The 25,473-nt window shown below is 42.3% G+C and carries 20 protein-coding genes and 1 other annotated feature; of the genes, 19 read left to right on the forward strand and 1 reads right to left on the reverse strand.

Annotation, left to right across the window (positions count from 1 at the left end; translation table 11 throughout):
- Nucleotides 1–62 precede the first annotated feature (62 nt).
- Nucleotides 63–1,508: a cardiolipin synthase gene (gene cls, locus IGK85_RS04065; RefSeq protein WP_008377328.1), complete on the forward strand. Its 1,446-nt coding sequence runs from the start codon at nucleotides 63–65 to the stop codon at nucleotides 1,506–1,508.
- A gap of 62 nt (nucleotides 1,509–1,570) precedes the next feature.
- Here the strand turns inward: cls and IGK85_RS04070 are convergent, their stop codons facing one another.
- Nucleotides 1,571–1,690 (reverse strand): DUF4044 domain-containing protein, encoded by a 120-nt coding sequence (locus IGK85_RS04070; protein WP_005237290.1) that lies wholly within the window; start codon nucleotides 1,688–1,690, stop codon nucleotides 1,571–1,573.
- A gap of 332 nt (nucleotides 1,691–2,022) precedes the next feature.
- Between IGK85_RS04070 and IGK85_RS04075 the strand changes: the two genes are divergently transcribed.
- The 18 genes from IGK85_RS04075 to gltB all read left to right on the forward strand — a co-directional run bounded on the left by IGK85_RS04075 (nucleotide 2,023) and on the right by gltB (nucleotide 25,473).
- On the forward strand, nucleotides 2,023–2,391 hold the full coding sequence (locus IGK85_RS04075) for a DUF3397 domain-containing protein (protein ID WP_005237289.1): 369 nt from the start codon (nucleotides 2,023–2,025) through the stop codon (nucleotides 2,389–2,391).
- Nucleotides 2,392–2,589: 198 nt separating this feature from the next.
- The gene (mraZ, locus tag IGK85_RS04080) at nucleotides 2,590–3,021 is read left to right on the forward strand and encodes a division/cell wall cluster transcriptional repressor MraZ (RefSeq protein ID WP_005228792.1); all 432 of its coding nucleotides are present in this window, start codon (nucleotides 2,590–2,592) and stop codon (nucleotides 3,019–3,021) included.
- Nucleotides 3,022–3,046: 25 nt separating this feature from the next.
- Nucleotides 3,047–4,006, forward strand: a complete 960-nt coding sequence (rsmH, locus tag IGK85_RS04085; RefSeq protein WP_008377332.1) for a 16S rRNA (cytosine(1402)-N(4))-methyltransferase RsmH — start codon at nucleotides 3,047–3,049, stop codon at nucleotides 4,004–4,006.
- Between the two features lie 5 nt (nucleotides 4,007–4,011).
- Entirely contained in the window at nucleotides 4,012–4,431 is a 420-nt protein-coding gene (gene ftsL, locus IGK85_RS04090; protein WP_008377334.1) for a cell division protein FtsL, read from the forward strand.
- Nucleotides 4,432–6,627: a penicillin-binding transpeptidase domain-containing protein gene (locus tag IGK85_RS04095; protein WP_008377336.1), complete on the forward strand. Its 2,196-nt coding sequence runs from the start codon at nucleotides 4,432–4,434 to the stop codon at nucleotides 6,625–6,627.
- Nucleotides 6,628–6,642: 15 nt separating this feature from the next.
- Nucleotides 6,643–7,605 (forward strand): phospho-N-acetylmuramoyl-pentapeptide-transferase, encoded by a 963-nt coding sequence (gene mraY, locus IGK85_RS04100; protein WP_005237283.1) that lies wholly within the window; start codon nucleotides 6,643–6,645, stop codon nucleotides 7,603–7,605.
- Nucleotides 7,606–7,617: 12 nt separating this feature from the next.
- Nucleotides 7,618–8,976, forward strand: a complete 1,359-nt coding sequence (murD, locus tag IGK85_RS04105) for a UDP-N-acetylmuramoyl-L-alanine--D-glutamate ligase (RefSeq protein ID WP_008377338.1) — start codon at nucleotides 7,618–7,620, stop codon at nucleotides 8,974–8,976.
- A 15-nt stretch (nucleotides 8,977–8,991) separates the two neighbouring features.
- Nucleotides 8,992–10,086, forward strand: coding sequence for an undecaprenyldiphospho-muramoylpentapeptide beta-N-acetylglucosaminyltransferase (gene murG, locus IGK85_RS04110; protein WP_005237281.1), 1,095 nt, complete (start codon nucleotides 8,992–8,994; stop codon nucleotides 10,084–10,086).
- A gap of 86 nt (nucleotides 10,087–10,172) precedes the next feature.
- Nucleotides 10,173–11,165: a cell division protein FtsQ/DivIB gene (locus IGK85_RS04115; protein WP_005237280.1), complete on the forward strand. Its 993-nt coding sequence runs from the start codon at nucleotides 10,173–10,175 to the stop codon at nucleotides 11,163–11,165.
- 153 nt (nucleotides 11,166–11,318) lie between these two features.
- A complete protein-coding gene (gene ftsA / locus IGK85_RS04120; protein ID WP_005237279.1) occupies nucleotides 11,319–12,641 on the forward strand; it encodes a cell division protein FtsA in 1,323 nt (440 codons plus the stop codon).
- A gap of 31 nt (nucleotides 12,642–12,672) precedes the next feature.
- A complete protein-coding gene (ftsZ, locus tag IGK85_RS04125; protein WP_005237278.1) occupies nucleotides 12,673–13,917 on the forward strand; it encodes a cell division protein FtsZ in 1,245 nt (414 codons plus the stop codon).
- Nucleotides 13,918–13,929: 12 nt separating this feature from the next.
- Complete coding sequence (locus tag IGK85_RS04130) at nucleotides 13,930–14,601, forward strand: YggS family pyridoxal phosphate-dependent enzyme (protein WP_008377340.1); 672 nt, start codon at nucleotides 13,930–13,932, stop codon at nucleotides 14,599–14,601.
- 16 nt (nucleotides 14,602–14,617) lie between these two features.
- Nucleotides 14,618–15,271 (forward strand): cell division protein SepF, encoded by a 654-nt coding sequence (locus IGK85_RS04135; RefSeq protein ID WP_008377341.1) that lies wholly within the window; start codon nucleotides 14,618–14,620, stop codon nucleotides 15,269–15,271.
- Nucleotides 15,272–15,297: 26 nt separating this feature from the next.
- On the forward strand, nucleotides 15,298–15,561 hold the full coding sequence (locus IGK85_RS04140) for a YggT family protein (protein ID WP_005228822.1): 264 nt from the start codon (nucleotides 15,298–15,300) through the stop codon (nucleotides 15,559–15,561).
- Nucleotides 15,562–15,579: 18 nt separating this feature from the next.
- A complete protein-coding gene (locus IGK85_RS04145; RefSeq protein ID WP_005237275.1) occupies nucleotides 15,580–16,362 on the forward strand; it encodes an RNA-binding protein in 783 nt (260 codons plus the stop codon).
- Between the two features lie 20 nt (nucleotides 16,363–16,382).
- Nucleotides 16,383–17,138: a DivIVA domain-containing protein gene (locus IGK85_RS04150; protein WP_005237274.1), complete on the forward strand. Its 756-nt coding sequence runs from the start codon at nucleotides 16,383–16,385 to the stop codon at nucleotides 17,136–17,138.
- Nucleotides 17,134–17,362 (forward strand) — a binding site (T-box leader). Its footprint overlaps the gene before it by 5 nt.
- A gap of 444 nt (nucleotides 17,363–17,806) precedes the next feature.
- Complete coding sequence (ileS, locus tag IGK85_RS04155; protein ID WP_008377345.1) at nucleotides 17,807–20,602, forward strand: isoleucine--tRNA ligase; 2,796 nt, start codon at nucleotides 17,807–17,809, stop codon at nucleotides 20,600–20,602.
- A gap of 365 nt (nucleotides 20,603–20,967) precedes the next feature.
- Nucleotides 20,968–25,473, forward strand: a complete 4,506-nt coding sequence (gene gltB / locus IGK85_RS04160) for a glutamate synthase large subunit (protein ID WP_429972141.1) — start codon at nucleotides 20,968–20,970, stop codon at nucleotides 25,471–25,473.

Raw genomic sequence — 25,473 nt, forward strand, 5'->3', positions numbered from 1 at the left:
TTACTTTAGGTACTATTTTTTGATATGCTTTAGTAGCGGGAAATCGGGGAAGAGGTGGAAAAATGGTTGTAATGGATAATTTGGTAACCATTTTATTTATAGTTAATATTTTGTTATCAATCATTATCATTTTCAGAGAGAGACGTCAGACTGCTCAGACATGGGCCTGGCTTTTGGTCTTGATGTTTATTCCAATCGTTGGTTTTGTGCTTTACTTTTTCTTTGGTAGAGGAATTTCCAAGGAAAAGATTTTCGATATGCGCTCACAAGCAAAGATTGGTCTAAACGTTGAATTAGACGAACAAAAACAAGCGCTCGCGCGTCATTTGTTTCCGCATCCGCCGACTGCTCAAGTAGAAGTCCAGCAGTTAGTCTATCTGTTGACGGTCTTTGGTCAATCCCTCTATACGACAGCCAATAGCATGACACTTTATACCGATGGGCGGCAGAAATTTGATGCCTTGATCGCGGATATCGAACAGGCAAAAAATCACATTCATATGGAATATTATATTTATCGCAGTGATGCATTGGGAAATGAGGTCAAAGAAGCATTGGTACGAGCCGCAAAGCGAGGCGTAAAAGTAAGAGTCTTGTTAGATGCTTGGGGCAGTACCCAGGTATCATTGAAGTTTTTTGATGAATTGCGTCTGCATGGCGGGCAAATTGCCTTTTTCTTTCCTTTGTTCGTTCCTTATGTCAATCCGCGAATCAATTATCGGAATCATCGTAAAATCGTGGTGATTGATGGTGAGATTGGTTATACAGGCGGTTTTAATGTGGGAGATGAATATCTAGGACAAGTGGAAAAATTTGGCTATTGGCGAGACAATCACTTGCGAATTGCCGGTTCAGCTGTCTATTCGCTGCAAAATCGGTTTTTGATGGATTGGAATTCACAACATGCCTTGGAGATCAAATATGATCCTTCTTTGTTTCCTGAAATCAAACAAGCGGGGACAGTCGCAGCCCAAGTTATCACTAGTGGTCCTGATACGGAACATGAAGAAATAAAAATGACGTATTTGAAAATGATCAATTTAGCCAAAAAAGAAATTCTAATCCAAACGCCCTACTATATTCCGGATGAAGCTATTCACAATGCCTTAAAGTTGGCACTGCTTTCTGGGGTGAAAGTCCATATCCAAATCCCTAATAAACCGGATCATCCCTTGGTATATTGGGCGACCTATTCCTTTGCGGCTGAGCTGCTTCATTTTGGTGCAATCATTGAAACCTATGAGAAAGGGTTTATGCATGCGAAAACGATGATTATAGATAGTGGACTTGTATCGATTGGTTCAGCAAATATCGATGTTCGATCCTTTCGCTTAGATTTTGAAGTCAATACGATTATCTATGATGCGCAACTTGCGACTCAAACAAAAGAAGCGTTTCTGGCGGATTCGATCGATTCCAAACCGTTAACGATCGAAGCGTATCAACAAAGAAAATTGACGATCAAGATCAAGGAAGGCCTGGCACGTCTTGTGTCACCGTTACTGTAAAAAAATGCCCTTTTCCAAAAGATGGAAGCCATCATTTTGGAAAAGGGCATTTTTTAATAGGATTAACCCATAATACTTGTGTACGCTGCTAAGAAAATCGAGCCGACAGTGAGAATAAGCATGGTCCAGATCACGACTTGCGTGATTTTTGCAAAGGTACTTTTTGGTTTTTTCTCGTTCATTCTAATCCACCTTTTAGAGTTATTCTAGTGACAGTTTACCCTCAATTTCTCAAGAACTCAAGTTGATCCAAGGAGAAATTAAGAAAATTTCAATTTCACTATAAAAAAATTCGTTAGAATGGCAAGATAGGCTTGTTGAAGCTACTCCCTTCTGTTTTAATAGGTAAAGAAATACATTCTTTAAAACTTTCAAAAGTTAGTTGTTGAAATAAGAGCCTCCTTAAAAAATTTCATGGCTGTCTTATTCCGGCTTAAATTTTTAAAAGAACTGAAACATGGATGTAAAGAAAATAAAGTATAGTGACACTAGTTGTTAGAAAGGATTTTGCTGTATGTCTGGATTTAATCCAATCGTTTTGTTTTGGTATATTTTTCCTGTGCTCGTTTATTTTGCTTGTCGTTTTATCGTTTCTGCACTTTCGTTGAATGATCGTTTCCATGTGAAGGCACCGGATTTAGCGGTACCATTTTTAATGGTGGGGATTCATCAATTATCAAAATATACTTTTGATCAAGCAATCACATTGTATTATTTGATCTCCATTTTTTTATTAGGCATTCTACTGGCCGTCTTTCAGGCGTACTACTATGAAGAGATCCAATATGGTCGCTATTTTAAGATGTATTGGCGCAGTATTTTTCTATTTACGATCATTTTTCATGTCGTTTTGATCATTCTAAATATCGTAAGTTACTTATAGTGTTTTGCCCCTTGATAAACGTCCATTTTTTCACTTAAAGTTTTTTTAAAGACTTTAAGGAGTCTGATTTCCTCTTTTTGTTCATTTGGTAAAGAAAAGTCAAACAACTTCCCTTTCAAATTTCATATAATTTGTGGTAGAAAGTGGGGGATTGTGGTAGACTGTGAATATCAGGTGGAGATCGGGGGTTATTTATCGATGTTTATGGGTGAATTTCAACATTCGATAGATGCAAAAGGCCGACTAATCGTCCCTTCAAAACTACGAGAAAAACTCGGAGAAAAATTTGTTGTGACACGTGGATTAGATGGCTGTTTATTTGGCTACCCCTTATCTGAATGGGAAAAACTTGAAGAAAAACTAAACGAAATGCCTTTAGCGAAAAAGGATGCTCGGACATTTGTCCGCTTCTTTTATTCTGCTGCAACAGAGTGCGAGATCGATAAACAAGGACGAATCAATATCCCTGTTACATTGAGAAATCATGCAGACCTTACTAAAAGCTGCGTGATCATCGGGGTTTCAAATCGAATCGAGATTTGGGATGAAACGCGTTGGCAAGCATTCTCTGAAGAAGCAGAAGAAAACTTTGATGAAATTGCTGAAACAATGATCGACTTTGGCTTATAGGCTTGATAGGAAGAGGAAAAAACACATGGCAGATTTTCAACACTACACCGTTATGCTACAGGAGACCGTTGATGGATTATCAATTCGTCCAGAAGGCGTCTATGTCGATTGTACATTAGGTGGAGCTGGTCATAGTGAATATTTATTGTCACAACTGTCTGAAGAAGGACATCTCTTTGCTTTTGATCAAGACCAAACCGCCATCGACCATGCAAAAGAACGTTTAGCACCTTATGTTGCTAAAGGGATGGTCACGTTTATTAAAAGTAATTTCCGCTATTTAAAGGAAGCATTGAATCAACACGGCGTAAGCCGAGTCGATGGTATTTTGTATGATTTAGGTGTTTCCTCACCCCAATTAGATGAAGCCGAACGTGGCTTTAGCTACCACCAAGATGCACCGCTGGATATGCGGATGGATCAAACTGCAGCATTGACTGCCTATGAAGTGGTCAATCAATTCGACTACCATCAATTAGTCAAAATCTTCTTCCGTTATGGAGAAGAAAAATTCTCAAAACAAATCGCTCGGGAAATCGAGCGGGTGAGACAAGATCATCCCATCGAAACAACGGGGGAATTGGTCGATATCATCAAAACAGCCATTCCAGCTCCAGCAAGAAGAAAGGGCGGTCACCCAGCAAAACGGGTTTTCCAAGCCATTCGAATTGCAGTCAATGATGAGCTAGGTGTAATTGAAGAATCACTTGAACAAGCCATTCATCTTTTAGCAGTCAACGGACGTGTCAGTGTGATCACGTTCCACTCATTAGAAGATCGCATTGTGAAATCGATGTTCAAGGAATACAGTACACCAAAGGATATGCCACCAGGTCTGCCGATGATACCAGAAGAATTTCAACCAACATTAAAACTTATAACAAGAAAACCACTGCTTCCTACTGAGGAAGAAGTAGCTGAAAATAATCGTTCTCGTAGTGCGAAACTACGAATCGCGGAAAAAATCAAGGAAAGCGAAGGGTAACAACTATGGCAGAACTAAAAGTTCATGACTATGAATTCAGAGAACCTCTTGAATCACAACCTTTGGATCACTCTGAACCGACAACTGAAAAACTGCCTACTGATCCCCAGCGTCCTGAGGTCATCCGTGTACCAGCATCTCCGGCTCGTCGGTTAAAAAGTATTTCTACTCTAGAAAAACTGATTGCTGCCTTTGTGATTATCGCTGTATTGACGTTGGCAATCTTGACCATCAATATTCGGACCAATATCAGCCAAGTTGAGCATGATATTTCCTTGATCCAATCGGATATCACTGAGAAAACAACACAAGCAGAACAGTTGGAACAAGAGAAAAATGAACTTTCTAAAACCGAGCGCATCCAAAAGATTGCTGAGGATAATGGATTGTCGATCGATGATGGCAATTTAAGGAAAGTGGACTAAATGAAGTTAACAGATAAATTCAAGCAATACTTAAAAAAGAACAATCAAACTACAACGAACAATCGCAAAAAAGTAGGTATTATTCTCTTTGCTACGAGTATTGGATTGTTCTTTTTGTTTGTCACGCGTTTGAGCTATATCGTCATTGTCGGGGATGTCGCGGGAACTTCATTAGCAGAAAAGACCAAAAATCTTTATGAAGGCAGCGAAGTGATCAAAGCGAAACGTGGAACAATCTATGACCGTAATGGGATTCCGATCGCCGAAGATGTGACCTCGTATTCCATTTATGCTGTTTTGAATCAGAATTACAAAGATGGCAACAAAAATCTCTTTGCAGAAAAAGCAAACTTCAATAAGTTGGCCAAAATTTTGTCAGATGTATTGTCCATTGATCAAGAAACAGCAGTCAATACGTTAGAGGATGGCCTTGAGCAACAATTGTGGCGGGTCTCTTTTGGGAGCAAGGGAAATAATATTACATTAGAACAAAAAAATGCGATCGAAGATGCAATGGAAAAAGAAGATATTGCCGGCTTCCATTTTGATAGCCATCCAGCTCGCCTTTATCCGAATGGGGTCTTTTCTTCTCACTTTATCGGGTATGCTGTTGCCAATGATGACGATACTGGTCTAGTCGGCAAAACTGGGTTGGAAGCTGCTTACAATGATGTATTATCGGGAACTGATGGTGAGATCGTTTATCAAAAAGATAACAATCAAAACCCGCTGCCCGGAACAGTAGCAGAGACCGTCGCAGCCGTTGACGGGAAAGACGTTTATACCACCATCGATAGTCGAATCCAAAGCTATTTGGAAACGCTGATGGACAGCGTCTTTAAAGAAAACAAACCAGAAAACTTAACAGCGAACTTAATGGATGCCAAAACCGGCGAAATCATAGCGATGGCGCAACGACCAACCTACAATCCAGAAAATTTGGATTCGATCAATGATTGGCAAAATCTGTTAGTTGAAGACAACTATGAGCCAGGATCAACCATGAAGATTTTGACGACAGCAGCTGCCATCGATCAAGGCATCTTCAATGAGAACGAAACCTTTACCCCAAGTCCTGATGGATTAAAACTTTACGATGCAACCATCAATGACTGGGACTTTGGTCAAAAAGGAACACTGACGATGCGCCAAGCTCTTTCATGGTCCAGTAATATCGGAATGGTGACCTTGGAGCAGCGGATGGCTGATCGTTGGCAACAATACTTAAAAGAATTTGGCTTTGGCCGTAGCACCTATTCAGGATTGCCTAACGAAAATACTGGAATCACCCCAGAAGATAATCCTGTCAGCCAAGCGATGACTTCCTTTGGTCAAGCGATTGGTGTGACGAATTTCCAAATGATGCAGGCTTTCACATCGGTCGCAAATAATGGAACGATGCTGAAACCACAATTTATTAGTAAAATCGTTGATGGCAATACTGGAGAAGAAACGGTCACGCAACCAGAAGAGGTCGGCCATCCGATCACAAAAGAGGCTGCAACAGAGGTCCGTGAATATATGCGTGATGTTGTCGAGAGTGAAAATTATGGAAGTGCCTATGGCGTTTATGAATTACCTGGCTACAACATTTCTGCAAAAACAGGGACGGCCCAAGTAGCCGATCCAACAACCGGTAAGTATTTGTCTGGTGGCACCAATTATCTATATTCCGTTGTTTTGATGTTTCCTTCAGAAGAACCAGAATACATTTTGTATTTGACGATTAAATTACCAGAGAAGCACGAAAGCACCGTGTTGGGTGAAATTGCCAATCCATTGATGAAACGGGTCATGGATCTGAAAAACTCTGCATTAGAAGAAAGCACAACATCTGGTAGCGAAACAACTGTGGGGGATTATCGCAATCTCGATACAGAATCGGCTGCAACGGATGTTCAAAAAGCTGGATTGATCCCGGTAGTCATCGGGGATGGTGAAAAAGTCATTGCCCAATCGGTTGACAGTGGGACTTCGATCATGCCTGGCGGACGGGTACTGCTCGTTACCGACAGCGATAAGTACTATATGCCGGATACGACTTCCTGGTCAAAAGCAGACTTAATCAAATTTGGTAGTCTGCTGAATGTAGACGTCAGTTTTGAAGGAAACGGCTATTGTACCAAACAAAGCGTGGAACCATACACCGAATTATCAGGACAATCGATCAAGTTTACACTAAGTGAAAACGAATAAATAGGAGAGAACAATATGGAATGGACAGAGATGATATTACCTTTGGCAAGTGGCTTTGCGATCGTAACAGCCACAATGCCTTTGTTTATCGGCTATTTTCAAATGAAGAAATACGGACAGGAAATACGTGGTGACGGCCCCAAATGGCACAATGTAAAGGCCGGTACACCAACGATGGGTGGGTTTGTATTTTTGATTTCTGCAATGATCACTGCCATCTGGGTAGGAGCATGGCAAAATCAATTGACTGCTTCATTGTTCATTCTTTTGTTCATTACCTTGGTTTATGGTGCATTAGGATTTCTTGATGACTTCATCAAGATTTTCCGCAAACGAAATATGGGGCTGAACTCGTTGCAAAAGCTGATTGGACAGATTTTAGGCGGACTCGTCTTTTACTTTGTTTTTCGATCCGAAGGCAATGCGGATGTACTGAATTTCTTTGGGATAGACGTGTCGCTATCGATTTTTTATGGCTTGTTCGTCATTTTTTGGCTTGTTGGTTTTTCAAATGCAGTCAACTTGACGGACGGTATCGATGGGCTAGTCGCAGGACTGGGCACGATTTCTTTTTCAACTTACGCACTGATTGCTTGGCGACAAGATCAAATCGATGTGTTAATCGTTTGTCTTGCGATCATCGGCGGATTGATCGGCTTCTTTCCCTACAATCGCAAACCGGCAAAAATCTTTATGGGGGATGTCGGCTCACTGGCTTTAGGCGGTCTGCTGGCAGCTATCTCGATTCTTTTACACCAAGAATGGACCCTATTGCTTGTCGGACTGGTCTATGTTTGTGAAACAGCAAGCGTGATGCTGCAAGTTGCCTCATTCAAATTAACAGGCAAACGAATCTTCAAGATGTCACCCATCCATCATCATTTTGAAATGAGCGGATGGTCTGAGTGGAAGATCGACACTGTGTTTTGGTGTATCGCGTTAGGTTGCTCGTTGCTCACAATAGCCCTTGTATGGTAGGAGATGAAGAAAATGAAAAAAATTATAACATATCAAAATAAAAAAGTTCTTGTGCTAGGATTAGCGCGTAGTGGATTCAGTGCGGCCAAATTGTTACATGATTTGGGCGCACTTGTGACCGTTAATGACGGAAAGCCATTTGCTGAAAATCCAGAAGCACAAGATCTTTTGGCTTTAGGGGTCAAAGTGATCACTGGCAGCCACCCGATTGAATTATTGGATGAAGGATTTTCGCTAGTCGTTAAAAATCCAGGGATCCCCTATTCACAACCTCTTGTTCAAAAAGCTTTAGAGAAAAAAATTCCTGTGATCACGGAAGTGGAACTAGCGTATCAAATCTCTGAAGCGCCGATTATCGGTATTACTGGTACGAATGGAAAAACCACCACAACGACTATGATCGCCAATGTCTTGAATGCTGGAATGGAAAAAGGACAGGCATTGCTTTCTGGAAATATCGGGTTTCCTGCAAGTTCCGTTGCTCAAACAGCTAAGCCTGAAGATCGCTTGGTGATGGAGCTTTCAAGTTTCCAATTGATGGGAATCGATACCTTACGGCCGAAAATCGCTGTCATCACGAATATATATGAAGCCCATATCGATTACCATGGTAGTCGCCCGGAATATGTCTTAGCAAAATGGCGCTTGCAACAACGAATGACCGCTGACGATTATTTAGTGATCAACTGGAACCAACCGGAACTAGAAGCACTGTCGGCCAAATCAAAGGCGAAAATCATTCCTTTTTCCACCAAGGAAAAAGTAGCAGGAGCATATATGCTTGATGGGATGCTCTACTATAAAGAAGAAGCAATTATGGCAGCGGAGGAACTTGGCGTACCAGGGGCACACAATATTGAAAATGCCTTAGCGGCGATCGCTGTTGGAAAACTTTGCAATATGCCAAACGAAGCAATCAAACAAGCGTTGCAAACCTTCACTGGGGTACCTCATCGGACCCAGTATGTCACCACCATCAATCAGGTGAAATTTTTCAATGATTCCAAAGCAACCAACATCTTAGCAACAGAAATGGCCTTAGGCGGTTTTGACAATGAGAAATTGGTCTTATTGGCAGGCGGCTTGGACCGTGGCAACAGTTTTGATGAGTTGGTTCCAGCACTAAAAGGACTCAAAGCTATCGTAGTGTTTGGAGAAACAAAAGAAAAATTAGCCTCAGCCGCTCAAGCAGCTGGCGTAAAAACGATTGAAATGACAGACAATGTTGAAACAGCCGTCCCAGTTGCCTTTTCTTTAAGTGCTGCTGGAGATACGATTCTATTGTCACCGGCGAATGCAAGTTGGGATCAATACCCTAATTTTGAAGTTCGAGGCGACAAATTTATGGCGGCAGTAGCAGAACTTAAATAGAAATGAGTGAAGGACATGAAAATACTTGTGACTGGCGGCGGTACTGGCGGCCACATCTATCCAGCGTTGTCTTTTGTCGATTACGTAAAAGAGATTGACCCGACAGCCGAATTTTTATACATTGGTGCAACAAGGGGCTTGGAGAATAAAATCGTCCCTCCAACAGGTATTCCTTTTAAAACGTTAGAGATTCAAGGCTTTAAGCGTAAGCTGTCTTTTGATAACGTAAAAACGATCCAGCTTTTCATGAAAAGCTATTATGCAGCAAAGAAAATCATCAAGGAGTTTCAACCGGATGTGGTGATTGGCACCGGCGGCTATGTTTCTGGCGCCGTGGTCTTTGCTGCAGCGAAGTTGAAAATACCTACCATTATTCATGAACAAAATAGTGTTCCTGGAATCACCAATAAGTTTCTAACCAAGTATGTGGATAAAATCGCCATTGCTTTTCACGATGCTTCTCAATACTTTCCAGCGAAGAAAACGGTGCTTGTGGGCAATCCCAGGGGTCAAGAAGTACGGAATAGTCAAAAGTCGACGATTTTGTCTTCTTACGATTTAAATCCGGCGAAAAAAACGGTTTTGGTTTTTGGTGGGAGTCAAGGAGCTCTGAAAATCAACCAAGCGATCATTGATGCGCTGCCGCTTTTTGCTCAAAAAGAGTATCAGTTACTTTATGCATCTGGGGAAAGGTATTACAAAGAGATCGAAGAAAAAATCGGGATGTCAAAAGATGCTTTCCCTAATATCAGTATTCGTCCCTATATCGATCAAATGGCAGAAGTGATGGCAAATAGTGATTTGTTGATTGGACGAGCAGGCGCCACATCGATTGCCGAATTTACGGCATTAGGGATTCCAGCAATTCTGATTCCTAGCCCTTATGTGACTAATGACCACCAAACTAAGAACGCCCAAAGTTTAGCCAATGCAGGAGCAGTCAAAATGATTGCCGATCATGAACTAAACAGCCAAAACCTCGTGGAAGCAGTAGATAGTATCATGCAAGATGAAGCCCTTCGTAGTAAGATGGCCAAAGCCTCAAAAGAACAAGGGATCAGCGATGCCTCGGAACGATTATTTCGACTTGTGCAAGAGGTAATCAAATAGTACAATGTGTGGGATAGAAAGGAGCGATTATCATTAGTAAAGACAAAACACCTCATGATGATCAAACCCCCTCGTCAACGGAAGAGTTGACCCCTTGGCAAAAAGAAAATCTAAAATATTTGCAAGAAAAAGGCAATCAGCCAGCTTGGTCTTCACCCGCTTCTGAAGAAACAGAAGACATGAAAGAAGCGCATGAAGATGAAGAGGAGTTGGCAGAAGAAGCACTTTTTGAAGCAGAACAAGCGATAGAAGAAACCGACGCTGGGAAAGAAGAGCTGCCTGAGCCAGAAAAAAAGGCTCGCTCCTTTGCTGACCGGCTACCTAATCTAAAGGCGTACCGCAATCAAGTATTGATTCGCCGTTTAGCGCTGATTATCGGTTTACTGATGATTCCTTTGCTGATTGTTTTGTATTTTGTTTCGCCGCTTAGTCGTTTGGCTAATGTGGTGGTCAAAGGCAATCAAGAAGTATCCGCAGAAGCGATTCTCAAAAATTCTGACCTAGCCGTCAATGAAGAGATGTGGCCGCAATTTTTTGAACGGAATCAGAGTGTAGCAGCAATCAAAAAAGAATTGCCGCGCATAAAAAATGCTTCTATTTCTTTATCTGGTATTAATCGTTTTGATATCACTGTCACTGAATTCCAGGAAGTGGCTTTATTAGCCAAAGATGGCGGCTATGCACCAGTTTTGGAAAATGGCGCTGTTTTGGATGATATCAGTGAGCAGCCAGAGGAAGGATTGCCGGTTTTAGAAAATTTTTCGGCTGAAGACAAAATCAAGGCGACACTCAGTGCCTATCAAGAATTAAGTTCAGAAATTCGAGATGGCATTTCTCAAATCAAATACACCCCCCGTGACAGCAATGATGAACTGTTAACTCTCTTTATGAATGATGGCAATCAAGTGATTGTCAATATCTCAAATATGGTGAGTCAAATGCAGTATTATCCGCAAATTGCCAAAGATTTGACCGAGGACAGTATTGTGGATATGGAAGTTGGGATCTTTACTTATCCAATTTCAAATACACAAGAAGACGATGCAGACGAAAATCAAACAGCTGATAGTGATTCTTAGGAAAAATTCAAGAGTTTTTTTCATTAACTTGTTTCTAAAAAGCGCCATTATATGGTAGAATTGGTAGCAGTGAACAAATTATTCGAATGAACTCTAAAAACGGACTGTGATGGTTCGCTATATATCCAATTTAAGTAGGAGGGAACCCCATCCATGGCAAAAACGGGAATGTATGTTGGCCTTGATATCGGTACGACATCTGTAAAAGTTGTAGTAGCCGAATACGTTGACAGCCAAATGAATATCATTGGTGTAGGAAATGCAAAATCAGAAGGAATCAACCGTGGCATCATTGTAGATATCGATAAAACGGTACAAGCCATTCAAAGAGCAGTAAGACAAGCAGAAGAAAAAGCAGGAATTCAAATTCGCAGTGTGAGTGTTGGTGTACCAGCCAATCTTCTTGAAGTGGAAAATTGTCAAGGGATGATCGCTGTCAACAGTGAATCAAAAGAGATCACCGACGAAGACGTCCGCAATGTTGCTTCCGCAGCACTTGTACGTTCAACCCCTCCTGAAAGACAGATCATTGCTATCTTACCGCAAGAATTTACAGTGGATGGTTTTGAAGGGATCAAAGATCCTCGTGGCATGATCGGTGTTCGCCTAGAGATGTTTGGTGTGGTTTATACAGGACCAAAAACCATCATTCACAACATTCGTAAATGTGTGGAAAAATCTGGTCTGATCGTTAATGAAGTAGTCATTACGCCATTAGCACTGACAGAATCGATTTTATCTGATGGTGAAAAAGATTTTGGTACGATCGTTATCGACATCGGCGGCGGCCAAACGACGACATCAGCGATGCACGACAAGCAATTGAAATTTACCCATGTGAACCAAGAGGGTGGCGAATTTGTCACAAAAGACATTTCGACAGTTTTAAATACCTCCTTCAACAATGCAGAAGCATTAAAAATCAATTATGGGGATGCGTATCCTGAACGGACGTCCGCTAGTGAAGAATTTCCAGTGGATGTGATTGGGAAATCAGAACCTGTGAAGATCGATGAACGCTATTTGTCAGAAATCATCGAAGCACGTATGGAACAGATTTTTACCAAATCAAAAGAAGTCTTAGATGAAATTGATGGACTTGATTTGCCAGGTGGCGTGATTTTGACTGGTGGTGCTGCAAGCCTGCCGGGTGTCGTAGATTTGGCTCAAGAAGTATTCGAAACAAACGTTAAGCTTTACGTTCCTAATCATATGGGACTTAGAAATCCTGTATTCACCAATGTAATCAGTATCGTTGACTATTCAGCAAACTTAAGCGAAGTCTATCAGCTTGCCAAAAGTGCGATCACTGGTGAAAAAACAGTCGCGCAACAGCCCGTTGCCATTCAACAACAAGAAGTGCATTACGAACAATATGAAGCTCCAGAAGAAACTTATGAAGAAACAGAAGAAGAGAAAAAAGGTGAGTCGATCACAAACCGAGTAAAAGATTTCTTCTCAAATATCTTTGAATAATCTAAAACGATTCTCAGGAGGAAGATAAACTATGGAATTTTCAATTGATAATAACATCAATGACGGCGCTGTGATCAAAGTCATCGGAGTCGGCGGTGGTGGCGGCAACGCAGTCAATCGTATGATCGAAGAAAATGTCAAAGGCGTAGAATTTATTGCAGCCAACACTGACGTTCAAGCATTAAAAAATTCAAAAGCAGAAACAGTCATTCAATTAGGCCCTAAATATACCCGTGGTCTTGGTGCTGGTTCACAACCAGAAGTTGGTCAAAAAGCAGCAGAAGAAAGTGAAGATTCTATTCGTGAATCATTAGAAGGCGCAGATATGATTTTCATTACCGCTGGTATGGGTGGCGGAACCGGGACCGGTGCTGCACCGATCGTAGCTAAAATTGCCAAAGAAATCGGGGCATTGACAGTCGGCGTCGTTACTCGTCCGTTTACATTTGAAGGACCAAAACGCGGCCGTTTTGCTGCTGAAGGAATCGCTAAATTAAAAGAGAATGTCGATACCTTATTGATCATCTCAAACAACCGTTTGTTAGAAGTTGTTGACAAGAAAACGCCAATGCTTGAAGCATTCCGTGAAGCAGACAATGTCTTGCGTCAAGGGGTTCAAGGGATCTCAGACTTGATCACTGCACCTGGCTATGTCAACTTAGACTTCGCTGATGTGAAAACAGTGATGGAAAATCAAGGCACCGCTTTGATGGGAATCGGTGTTGCTAGCGGCGAAGAACGCGTGATCGAAGCAACGAAAAAAGCAATCTCTTCACCATTGCTAGAAACATCGATCGATGGTGCTGAACAAGTGCTATTGAACATCACTGGCGGATTGGACATGACTTTATTTGAAGCACAAGATGCTTCTGATATCGTCGCTCATGCGGCAACAGGTGATGTAAATATTATTTTAGGTACATCAATCAATGAAGACTTAGGCGATGAAATCCGTGTGACTGTCATTGCAACTGGCATTGACCCTTCTAAAAAAGAACGTGGGTCTCGCTCTAGCAGACAAAGTCAAAGCCAAATTCATTCTATCCCACAAAAACCAACCTTAGATATGGACCAAGCGCGTCCTGCACAAGCAGAAGAAAGCAATGGTTTTGGTGATTGGGATATCCGTAAAGAACAAAATGTACGACCTAAAGTAGAAGAAAACACATTTGAAAATGTAGAAAAGAAAGAATTCGACACCTTCAGCCGTGATGAAGTACGCTCGAATGATGACGACGAATTAAGCACACCACCATTTTTCCGTCGTAAACGCTAGGGGGCAGAGCACATGATTTCTGAGAACTTGCACAAGATCCAGCAAGAGATACAGGACTCCTGTGCTCTTGTTTCTAGAAATGCCAGTGAGGTCTGTTTGACAGCTGTGACAAAATCCGTCGATACAGAAACGACAAGAGAACTTCTAGAAAATGGTGTGCGTGATTGTGCAGAAAATCGAGTAGAAAAGCTACTTGAAAAAAAGGCAGCATTAACTGATTACCCAGATGTCCGTTGGCATTTTATTGGTAATTTACAGCGCAGAAAGGTAAAATCAGTTATAAATGAGATTGATTTTTTCCATGCGTTGGATTCAATCAAACTGGCACAAGAAATTCAAAAACGAGCAGAGCATCCGATCAACTGCTTTGTGGAAGTGAATGTTTCGCAGGAAGCAACGAAACAAGGGATTTTCGTAGAAGAGGTGGTGGCTTTTATTGAAGCACTCGCTTCGTTCGACAAAATTCGTGTTGTTGGATTGATGACGATGGCCCCGCTCACTGCTTCCAAAGACGAGCAGCATCAGATTTTCAAAGAATTAAAAAGGATTCAACAACAGATCGCTGACCTGCATCTTACACATGCCCCTTGCTTAGAAACGAGTATGGGAATGAGTAATGACTTTCCCATTGCGATTCAAGAAGGCGCAACATTTATTCGTGTAGGAACAGCATTATTTCAATAAAAAAGGAGGTTGACCGATGTCGCTCAAAGAGAAACTGACCAATTTTTTTGGATTGACTGACGAAGAAGATTATTATGAAGAAACATTTGCCACTGAAGAACCTGCACGCACGGCAGCGAAACCAGCTGTGAACCAAGGAGGAGCTTTTACCGCCCCTAGAACAACAGCGAGTACGCGTGCTTCTAGCCAAGCGGCTTCTTATACAACAAGTCAACCACAAAATCAAGCCTATCAATACAGACAGCAGCCTCAAACTGCTACCTATCAACAATCCTCAGCGGCGGCTGAACGAGTAAGATCGGTGCCTAAGACGGAAGAAAAAGTCGTTCCAATGGCGCAACAAAGAACTAATACGAGAGTCAAAGACACAAAAGCAAAAGAAACCTCTCCACAAATGGCTGGAAAAATAACGATCGTAGAACCACGCGTTTATTCAGAAGCTATGGGGATTGCGAAGCAAGTCATCAATGGAGATGCTGTACTTGTTAATTTTCATTTAATTGAAGAGTACCAAGCTCGTCGAATAGTTGATTTTTTAACAGGAACAGTGTACGCTGAAGATGGTGATATCAAGCGTGTTGGCGATGAAATTTTTCTTTGCACGCCTAAGGGTATGGAAATTGAAGGCACTGCCCAAACATTAGCAGATACCAATTTTTTTGATATCTAAAGTGAGGAGGAACGCCAATTTTATTCTTGAGATTCGTTAAATTACTGAGTGATGCTGTTTATCTGTATACCATTTTATTAGTGATCTATGCACTTTTGTCTTGGTTTCCAGGAGGGTATCAGTCCGCTTTTGGCCGTTTCTTAGCAAAAGTGTGTGAACCGTATTTGAGTTTATTTGATCGATTGAAATTAAGTTTTGCTGGTATCGATTTTACGATTGCATTTGCAATTATTGTCTTACAGCTAGCATCACAAGCATTGATATTGATCCTACAATCAATTTTATTTTAACGTAAGGGGTGGTTATCGGTGAACGCAAATGTCTATCAACATTTTCGAAACGATGAACGCCCTTTTATTGATTCCGCTCAAGGATGGATCGAACAAGTGCAAATGCAGTATGCGCCTTACTTGACTGATTTTTTAGATCCGAGACAAGCGTATATCTTAGAAAGCTTGATTCGTCAATCAACGGATTTAAGTTTCCGCTTTTTTGGTGGATATGAAGCTGCTGAGAGACGACGTTGTTTGATTTATCCCGATTACTATGAGCCCACCACCGATGAGTTTGACATGACTTTATTTACGATTCAATACCCGAAAAAATTTACGGTGTTGAGTCATGGAAAAGTTTTAGGCACATTAATGGGGACTGGAGTCAAGAGGGAATACTTTGGAGACATTCTTTCCGATGGTGAAATATGGCAAGTATTCGTTGCCACTGAAGTCAGTCATTTTATTCAACTCCAAGTGGATAAAATCGGCAACGTATCCGTTCGATTGGAAGAAACAAAATATACCGATTTGATCGTGCCTAAAGATGGCTGGACCGAGGAAAGAGAAACGGTTAGCTCATTGCGTCTTGATACAGTGATCTCTGCCGTATACAACATCTCACGCCAGCGTTCGAAACAGTTGATCGAATCAGGAAAAGTAAAAGTAAACTGGACAGAAGCATTACGACCAGATTTTGTTCTGGATTTACTGGATATCATTTCGGTAAGAGGATTTGGTCGGATTCAAATACAGGGGTTAGAAGGAACCACGAAAAAAGAAAAAGTTAGATTGTTATTAGGTGTATTACGTAAATAAATCAAAGAGGTGTATAGAATATGGCATTAACTCCATTAGACATTCAAAATAAAAACTTTTCAGTAAAAATGAGAGGCTACAACCAAGATGAAGTCGATGACTTCTTGGATATGATCGTTCGTGATTATGAAGAAGCCGTTCAACGCAATCGTGAGTTAGAAAAATCGTTGAAACACGCAGAAGAAAAACTTGAATATTTCAATGAATTGAAAGATGCCTTGAATCAATCCATTATCGTGGCTCAAGATACGGCGGATAAAGTAAAAACAAGCGCAAGCAAAGAATCAGAAGTAATCGTTACTTCTGCTCAAAACCGTGCGGATGAAATGGTTGCTACTGCAGAAAAACATGCGCATGCCTTGATGACCTCAGCGGAAGAAAAAGCCAAAGAGATTTTGACGGATGCAACCGACAATGCCCGTCAATTGGCGACAGAAACAAATGACTTGAAGAAGAAAACCAGAGTCTTCCATAACAACTTATTAGTTATGTTGCAAACGCAATTAGAACAAGTGAAGAGTCCTGAGTGGGAAGAAATTTTGGCGCCATTTTCAAGCTATGTACAAGATTCCCACCAAGTGATCAGAGAAGTTTTGTCAAAAGAACTTGACAGTGAAAATGGTTCTGGAGTAAACTCAGAAGCAGTGGAAACATTTGATGTGGACATTGTTGAATCAGATGAAAAAATCGTTGATGTAAGTGAAAGCCCTGAAGTGAAAACATTAGATGATGCGAGAAACTTATTAGACGAATTGAACAAGACAGATAATAACTAAGACACAGAACAGAAAAATTTCTTATATTTTTCAAGCGAGTTTGGGAGAGTGGAAGCCAAATAAAACCCTGTAAGAAATCAGATCATCTGTGAGTTTCGTTCTTGAAAGAGCTGACTTTTCAAAGACTCGAGTAGAGAACGACGCCTGATCCCGTTACCGATCATCAAAGAATTGTCAACCGACAATAAAATTTGGGTGGTACCACGAACACGTTCGTCCCTTACCAGGGACGGACGTGTTTTTTGCTGTGAATCACTGCGATTGGTCCGCAAAGCGGAACAGAGCAGATGATGAACAGTACTAGGCGACCATAGGGAGCGTAGTAACCGTACTAAGAATCACTATGATTGGCTTGCGAAGCAAGACAGAATAGATGATGAACAGTACTAGGCGACCATAGGGAGCGTAGTAACCGTACTAAGAATCACTATGATTGGCTTACGAAGGAAGACAGAATAGATGATGAACAGTACTAGGCGACCGTAGGGAGCGTAGTAACCAAATTAGGAATCACGCTGATCAACTGTTAACAATCAGTGAATCCTAAATGCATTGAGTTTATGGCAACCAATCCATTTGACAGGTTCAATAGAAGCAATCGGTTGATCGAGTCGATGGATTTTGAAACTATACCAAAACGTTGAGAGACGAAAAGGAGCGAAACAAGAATGAAAATGAAAGAAACACTGCATCTTGGAAAAACCGCTTTTCCAATGCGAGGCAACTTGCCGAACCGCGAAGTGGATTGGCAAAAAGAATGGGAAGAAAATCAATTGTATCAACGTCGTCAAGAATTAAATGAAGGCAAGCCAACCTTTGTCTTACACGATGGCCCTCCCTACGCGAATGGAAACATCCATATTGGACACTCATTGAACAAAATCAGTAAAGACATCATCGTACGTTCCAAATCGATGTCAGGTTTCCGTTCACCTTATGTACCTGGTTGGGATACTCATGGTTTGCCGATCGAACAAGTACTGACCAATAAAGGGATCAAGCGCAAAGAAATGAGCTTGGCAGAATATCGGAAAAAATGTGAAGAATATGCTTTGACACAAGTGGATACACAAAGAGCTGATTTCAAACGTTTAGGCGTTTCTGGTGACTGGGATCATCCATATATCACATTGACACCAGACTATGAAGCAGCAGAAATCCGCGTGTTCGGAAAAATGGCAGAAAAAGGCTACATCTACAAAGGATTGAAACCAATTTACTGGTCACCATCTAGTGAATCATCATTAGCAGAAGCTGAGATCGAATACAAAGATGTGAAATCACCATCGATCTATGTGGCTTTCCCAGTAGCAGATGGCAAAGATTTGCTTGATTCAGATACATCTTTTGTTATCTGGACGACGACGCCATGGACCTTACCAGCGAATCTAGGAATCTCTGTGAATCCAACCTTTGCCTATGTTCAAATCTTGGCCGATGGCCGCAAATTCGTCGTGGCAAAAGATTTATTAGAAACCGTGACGAATGAGATCGGTTGGGAATCTGTCGAAGTATTACAAGAATTGGCTGGCGATCAATTGGAAAAAATGACGGCAAAACATCCTTTTTATGATCGTACGTCTCTATTGATGTTAGGGGACCATGTGACATTGGATGCCGGTACTGGTTTGGTCCACACTGCACCAGGACACGGGGAAGATGACTACATCGTCAGCAAAAAATATGGTCTAGATGTCTTATCACCAGTCGATAGCCGTGGGGTCTTCACAGAAGAAGCACCAGGATTTGAAGGGGTCTTTTATGACAAAGCCAATCCAATGATCACTGAGCTTTTAGAAGAAAAAGGAGCCCTACTAAAACTAAACTTCTTTACTCACAGCTATCCACATGATTGGCGGACGAAAAAACCAGTCATCTATCGGGCAACACCACAATGGTTTGCGTCTATTGATAAGTTCCGTCAAAATATTTTGGATGAAATCGAAAAAGTAGATTGGATCATTCCATGGGGCAAAACTCGTTTATACAATATGATTCGCGACCGCGGCGACTGGGTGATCTCTCGTCAACGTGCGTGGGGCGTTCCGTTGCCAATCTTTTATGCAGAAAACGGCGAAGCCATCATTACGCCTGAAACGATCGAGCATGTGGCAAACTTGTTTGCTGAACATGGTTCAACGATTTGGTTTGAAAAAGAAGCAGAAGAATTACTGCCAGCTGGCTTCACGCATCCGGGCTCACCAAATGGCAAATTCTCGAAAGAGACTGACATCATGGATGTTTGGTTTGATTCAGGTTCTTCTCACGAAGCCGTGTTACGTCAACGTCCAGAATTGACGTTCCCAGCTGACATGTACTTGGAAGGTTCTGACCAATATCGTGGGTGGTTCAACTCAAGTATCACGACTAGTGTTGCGATCAATGAAGTCGCACCATATAAAGCCGTCTTGTCTCAAGGTTTCACCTTAGATGGCGAAGGTCGCAAGATGAGTAAATCTCTTGGTAATACCATTGCACCAGAAAAAGTGATCAATCAAATGGGTGCGGATATTTTGCGACTTTGGGTCAGCAGTGTTGACTACGAAGCGGATGTCCGAGTGTCTATGGATATCTTGAATCAAGTGTCAGAAGTCTATCGGAAGATTCGCAATACCATGCGTTTCTTATTAGCGAACACGAGTGATTTTGATCCAGCAAAAGACAGCGTACCTTTTGAAAACTTGCGTTCTGTCGATAAATACATGATGGTTCGTTTGAATCAAACGATCAAAACGATTCGGGAAGATGGCTATGAAAAATATAACTTCTTGCATATTTACCGGACAGTCATCAACTTCTTGACAGTCGATATGTCTTCCTTCTATTTGGATTTTGCAAAAGATGTCGTTTATATCGAAGCTGAAAATGATTTCCAACGCCGTGCTATGCAAACTGTCTTTTATCAAACAGCGGTTGCATTGACGAAATTATTGACACCGATCATTCCGCATACCGCAGAAGAAATCTGGTCACACTTGAAAGAAGAAGAGGAATACGTACAGTTAGCGGAGTTCCCTGGCTATGATACATTTGCTAACCAAGAAGAACTGCTCGATCTTTGGCGGGCCTTCCTTGATTTCCGTGACAATGTCTTAAAAGCATTAGAAGAAGCGCGTAATGCAAAATTGATCGGAAAGTCCTTTGAAGCGAAAGTCACTGTTTATCCAACTGAGCCAGTTGCGGCATTGCTAAAAGCTATCGATTCAGATATTGCACAACTGCTGATCATTTCACCAGATTTCTTAACGATCAAAGAAGCCGGTGAAGCAGCTCCTGAAATGGCATATCAATTTGAGGATGTGGCGATCTTAGTTGAAAAAGCCGAAGGTGAAGTATGTGAACGTTGTCGCCAAGTCCGGGTAGATGTTGGTGTAGAAGAGCAACTGCCAACACTTTGTGGGCATTGTGCAACCATCGTCAAAGAAAACTATCCCGAAGCAGTTGCAGAAGGCTTTGAAAAATAAAAGAACGAAAAAAGATGACCCCATTGCGGGTCATCTTTTTTGCGCTTGCTCATTCTTATTCCTTGAGAATGGGAGAAAAACGCACGTTTCTGACATGAATATGAGAAAATAGGTGGCAATTGATAACGATTCTCATTTGTTTGCAATAATTTTTCGACAGTTTATTGTATAATAAAAAAACCTTACTAGACGAAGTTTCTTCCTTAAGGTCTGTAGGCAATTGTTTGTTCGAGATAGAGTATTTCACTGTCAACAGAAGAAACCAACGAGCTCGGATCAAGTAAAAAAAACTTGCCAGATAGAAAAACAGGTTGTAAACTGTTAAAAATCGGAATATTCAGAATATTGAAAGAAAGTGTGATTCCATGAGTGATTTAGAGATGATGAGGAAAACGAACCAAACGATGTACGATGCCGCTTTTGAAAAAGATGCTTGTGGGATGGGGTTTATTGCACAAAAAGATGGTCGCTATTCCCGAGAACTTGTGCAAAATGCCTTAACAATGTTAGAACGGATGAACCACCGAGGGGGAACTGGCGCTGAACCTGACACAGGTGACGGAGCTGGAATTTTGATGGCGATGCCTGACCCATTTTTTCAACAGCGAGCAAAAGAGGCCGAAATCTCATTGCCTGAAAAAGGCGCCTATGCTGTTGGGATGTTTTTTTTACCGAAAGAAAAGCTCCGAGCAGCACAGGTCCAAGAAGAAGTAGTCAAAGATATTCAACAAATGGGTTTTACCGTTTTATGGCAACGGGATGTGCCTTATGATTATTATCAGTGTGGACCGGGGGCGCAAAAACTCATGCCCTCATTTGTGCAAATCTTTATTGAAAAACCTGTCGATGTAGCTGCTGGCCGTCTCTTTGAAGATCAGCTTTACCGGCTACGACGTAAACTGGAAAAAACGTATCATACCGATGAGTTGTCTATCTGCAGCTTGTCCAGTAAGACAGTTGTTTATAAAGGAATGCTGCATGCCTATCAAGTTGGCTTATTTTTCAAAGATCTTCAAAGTGCAGAAATGACTTCGAGTATTGCTTTGACCCATTCTCGCTTTTCAACGAATACCTTTCCAAGCTGGAGTCGGGCGCAACCTTTTCGTTTCTTAGCCCATAATGGCGAAATCAACACGTTACGCGGGGCAGAAAATTGGATGCATGGACATCAAATCGAAGTCTATGATGATGAAAATTCTGATTCGGCGAAACTAGAAAATTGTATGGAATATTTGTACCGTCAAGGGCGAGATATTCCTCAAGCACTGTTGATGATGGTGCCAGAAGCGTGGTCCAAAGAAGCTGGATTGTCACCGGAGCTGACGGCTTTTAATGAGTACAACGCAAGCTTTATGGCTCCTTGGGATGGACCGGCAGCTTTATGTTTTACAGATGGGGATTTGGTAGGGGCTGCACTCGATCGAAATGGGTTACGGCCATCTCGCTACTCGATCACGAAAACTGGTTTTGTGGTCGTGGCATCTGAGTCAGGCGTTGTGGATCTTCCAGCATCGGAAGTGATTGAAAAAGGGGTGCTTGGACCAGCAAATATGTTTTTGGTGGATACCAAAAAAGGAGTGATCTTACGCAATCAAGAAATCAAAGCTCATTATGCGAATGCCCATCCTTACCAGGAGTGGCTAGCGGATCACTTATTGATACCAGAGCTGCTTCCTGAGACTGAGAAGCAGGAGGAAACAGCAGATGATGCGATCCAGACCCTTTGGAAACGAAATGGTTACACGGATGAGATCATTCGCACGTTGATTTTACCAATGGCTCAAACGGGAGAAGAACCAGTGATCTCCATGGGGTTTGATTCACCCTTAGCTATTTTGAGCGAACGTCCCCAATCCTTGTTTACGTACTTCAAGCAACAATTCGCCCAAGTGACCAATCCGCCAATCGATGCGATTCGCGAAAAATTGGTGATCGGTACCGAGCTGTTTTTAGGTAGAGATGGGGATGTTTCAAAGGACATTCGAATCAATTGTAATAAGCTGAAGATTGCTAGTCCGGTGTTAAAAACGAGTGAATATGAAAAAATCAAACAGTTAGATCAAAATGGTCAAAAAGCGGCTTTACAGTCGATTCTTTATGATTATGTACCAGAAAACGGGGCAGCTTTGCAACAAGCGTTAGAAGCGCTTTTTAAAGAGACGGAGCAAAAAATCGATTCTGGGGCAACGATCGTCATTTTAAGTGATCGGGAAGTCATCCAAGCGCAAGAAGGAAAAGTGGCGATTCCGATTCTCTTGGCGGTATCAGGTCTGCACAATTACTTGGTGCGAAAAGGCAAACGTTCCTTGGCATCAATCGTTGCGGATACTGCGGAAGTCTGTGAGGTCCATCATTATGCCATGTTAGTCGGCTACGGAGTAAGTGGGGTCCACCCTTATGGGGCTTACCAGACATTGGCGCATTTTGAGCTTTCAGAGAAGATCGAAAGTTACCGTAAAGCATGTGAAAAGGGCATTGTCAAAATCATGTCACGAATGGGGATTTCAACGATCGCCGGTTACCATGGGGCGCAATTGTTTGAAGCTGTTGGTATCTCTGAGAAAGTCATCTCCGAATACTTTACCGGCACGGTTACTCGTATCGGTGGACTTTCATTAGCGCAAATCGAGCAAGAATACTTAATGCGTTATGAAGCGGCGTATGGCGAGAAACGCGTGGATTATCTTGATTCGGGTGGTAGTTTCCAATATAAAGCCGACGGGGAACATCATCTGTTCAATCCAAAAACGATCTATGGGTTTCAAAAAGCTGTTCGTACAGGCAGCTATGCGCTTTATAAAGAATATGCGGCGGAGATGAACCAAGACGCGTTAGAGAATCCAACGACCCTCCGTTCTATGTGGACTTTTGGGAACACGAGACGCAGTATTCCTTTAGCTGAGGTGGAACCTGTTGAAACGATCGTCAAACGGTTTAAAGTCGGTGCGATGTCTTACGGCTCTCTAAGTGAAGAGGCGCATCGCTGTATTGCTGAAGGGATGAATGCGATCGGTGCAAAATCCAACAGTGGAGAAGGTGGAGAAAATCGGAATCGTTTCAAACCAGTGAAGGGCATTAACTATAACAGTCGTATCAAACAAGTTGCTTCTGGCCGTTTTGGTGTCAATGCCGAATATTTAATGAGTGCGGACGAACTCCAAATCAAAATGGCCCAAGGGGCAAAACCTGGTGAAGGTGGTCAATTGCCAGGCAACAAAGTCTTCCCATGGGTAGCGGAGATTCGTGGCTCAACACCTGGTGTCCGACTGATTTCGCCGCCACCACATCACGACATTTATTCGATTGAAGATCTAGCCCAGCTGATCTATGACTTAAAAGCAATCAACCCGTATGCCCGCATCAATGTCAAATTGGTTTCTAGTACAGGTGTGGGTACGATCGCTACCGGTGTCGTCAAAGCCGGCGCAGACGTAGTCGTGATCTCAGGCTATGACGGTGGGACCGGTGCTTCTCCGAGAAATTCGATTCGGGATGCTGGCTTGCCTTGGGAGATGGGGCTTGCAGAAGCCCATCAAACGTTAGCTATGAATCATTTGCGGCAGCGAATGACCTTAGAGACAGATGGAAAATTGATGACGGGGCGTGACATCGCCATTGCTGCTCTTTTAGGAGCAGAAGAATATAGCTTTGCCTCTTTAGCGCTAGTTGCGATTGGTTGTGTCATGATGCGAGTTTGCAGTATCAATACATGTCCTGTCGGCATTGCTACACAGAACCCAGCGTTGCGCAAATTTTTCGCAGGGAAACCTGAGCACATCATCAATACGATGTACTTTTTAGCAGAAGATTTACGGGAAACGATGGCCGAGCTAGGGTTTCGCACGATTGATGAGATGGTAGGACACGCGGAAGTGTTGACACCACGCTTCGTTGCCAAAGGCAAAGCAAAGTCGTTAGACTTTTCTAGAATGATTGGGACGACGATCCCAATCGAGCGCAAAGTGACCGACCCATTCCTTGAAAAACGACAATGGCCAGAATTAGACGCTTTTGCCCAAGCAGCTATCGACAATAATCAAGAAATCGTTATGAATCATACGATCAATAATGTTCAACGTTCAGTCGGCGCTCGTTTAGGGGGCTGGATCGCAGAACGCTTTGGCAATTACGAAGTAACACCAGGCTTGTTGCAGTTTACGTACCGCGGCATTGCTGGTCAAAGTTTTGGGGCGTTTGCCACCCAGGGCATCCAGTTGAAACTGATTGGCGAGGCCAACGATTATGTAGCCAAAGGATTGAGTGGTGCCCGTTTGATCATTGTGCCGCCTGAAGATGCTGCTTACGATGCAGAGCATTCACCGATTGTCGGTAATGTTGCTTGTTTCGGGGCGAATCGTGGTGAAGGCTATTTCCGCGGCATTGCTGGCGAACGCTTTTGTGTCCGTAACAGTGGAGCCAAAGTCGTTGTCGAAGGCGTTGGTGACCATGGCTGTGAGTACATGACTGGCGGTGTCGTGGTGATTTTAGGAAAAACCGGTCGCAACTTCGGTGCTGGAATGTCCGGCGGCGTGGCGTATGTTTACGATCCCGATCAAACCTTTGCTGATAAATGCAATCGGGAAATGGTTGATTTGTACCGGATTGGTGAAAGCGGTGATGACCACCAGTTGAAGGAGATGATCCAGCAACATTTTGCCTATACGGATTCATTGAAGGCGGCTGAGATTTTAGAAGATTGGGAAAATCAGCAACAACATTTCATCAAAGTCTATCCGACAGAATACCATCAGATGATCCAAGCGACGGAGACCTTGGCTGAGCAAGGATTTATCGGGGAGGAACTTGTGACGAAAGCCTTCGAAGCTGTCGTCGGTCCACAATTGACCATCCCAGGAAAGGAGCGTGACTAA

Origin of the sequence: Enterococcus sp. AZ015, assembly GCF_050499225.1 — a bacterium.
Lineage (GTDB): Bacteria > Bacillota > Bacilli > Lactobacillales > Enterococcaceae > Enterococcus_D > Enterococcus_D entomosocium.

What these genes read in the sequence shown, in the direction of transcription:
- cls (WP_008377328.1), top strand. Translation starts at nt 63, where the DNA reads ATGGTTGTAATGGATAATTTGGTAACCATTTTATTTATAGTTAATATT.
- IGK85_RS04070 (WP_005237290.1), bottom strand. Translation starts at nt 1,690, where the DNA reads ATGAACGAGAAAAAACCAAAAAGTACCTTTGCAAAAATCACGCAAGTC.
- IGK85_RS04075 (WP_005237289.1), top strand. Translation starts at nt 2,023, where the DNA reads ATGTCTGGATTTAATCCAATCGTTTTGTTTTGGTATATTTTTCCTGTG.
- mraZ (WP_005228792.1), top strand. Translation starts at nt 2,590, where the DNA reads ATGTTTATGGGTGAATTTCAACATTCGATAGATGCAAAAGGCCGACTA.
- rsmH (WP_008377332.1), top strand. Translation starts at nt 3,047, where the DNA reads ATGGCAGATTTTCAACACTACACCGTTATGCTACAGGAGACCGTTGAT.
- ftsL (WP_008377334.1), top strand. Translation starts at nt 4,012, where the DNA reads ATGGCAGAACTAAAAGTTCATGACTATGAATTCAGAGAACCTCTTGAA.
- IGK85_RS04095 (WP_008377336.1), top strand. Translation starts at nt 4,432, where the DNA reads ATGAAGTTAACAGATAAATTCAAGCAATACTTAAAAAAGAACAATCAA.
- mraY (WP_005237283.1), top strand. Translation starts at nt 6,643, where the DNA reads ATGGAATGGACAGAGATGATATTACCTTTGGCAAGTGGCTTTGCGATC.
- murD (WP_008377338.1), top strand. Translation starts at nt 7,618, where the DNA reads ATGAAAAAAATTATAACATATCAAAATAAAAAAGTTCTTGTGCTAGGA.
- murG (WP_005237281.1), top strand. Translation starts at nt 8,992, where the DNA reads ATGAAAATACTTGTGACTGGCGGCGGTACTGGCGGCCACATCTATCCA.
- ftsA (WP_005237279.1), top strand. Translation starts at nt 11,319, where the DNA reads ATGGCAAAAACGGGAATGTATGTTGGCCTTGATATCGGTACGACATCT.
- ftsZ (WP_005237278.1), top strand. Translation starts at nt 12,673, where the DNA reads ATGGAATTTTCAATTGATAATAACATCAATGACGGCGCTGTGATCAAA.
- IGK85_RS04130 (WP_008377340.1), top strand. Translation starts at nt 13,930, where the DNA reads ATGATTTCTGAGAACTTGCACAAGATCCAGCAAGAGATACAGGACTCC.
- IGK85_RS04135 (WP_008377341.1), top strand. Translation starts at nt 14,618, where the DNA reads ATGTCGCTCAAAGAGAAACTGACCAATTTTTTTGGATTGACTGACGAA.
- IGK85_RS04150 (WP_005237274.1), top strand. Translation starts at nt 16,383, where the DNA reads ATGGCATTAACTCCATTAGACATTCAAAATAAAAACTTTTCAGTAAAA.
- ileS (WP_008377345.1), top strand. Translation starts at nt 17,807, where the DNA reads ATGAAAATGAAAGAAACACTGCATCTTGGAAAAACCGCTTTTCCAATG.
- gltB (WP_429972141.1), top strand. Translation starts at nt 20,968, where the DNA reads ATGAGTGATTTAGAGATGATGAGGAAAACGAACCAAACGATGTACGAT.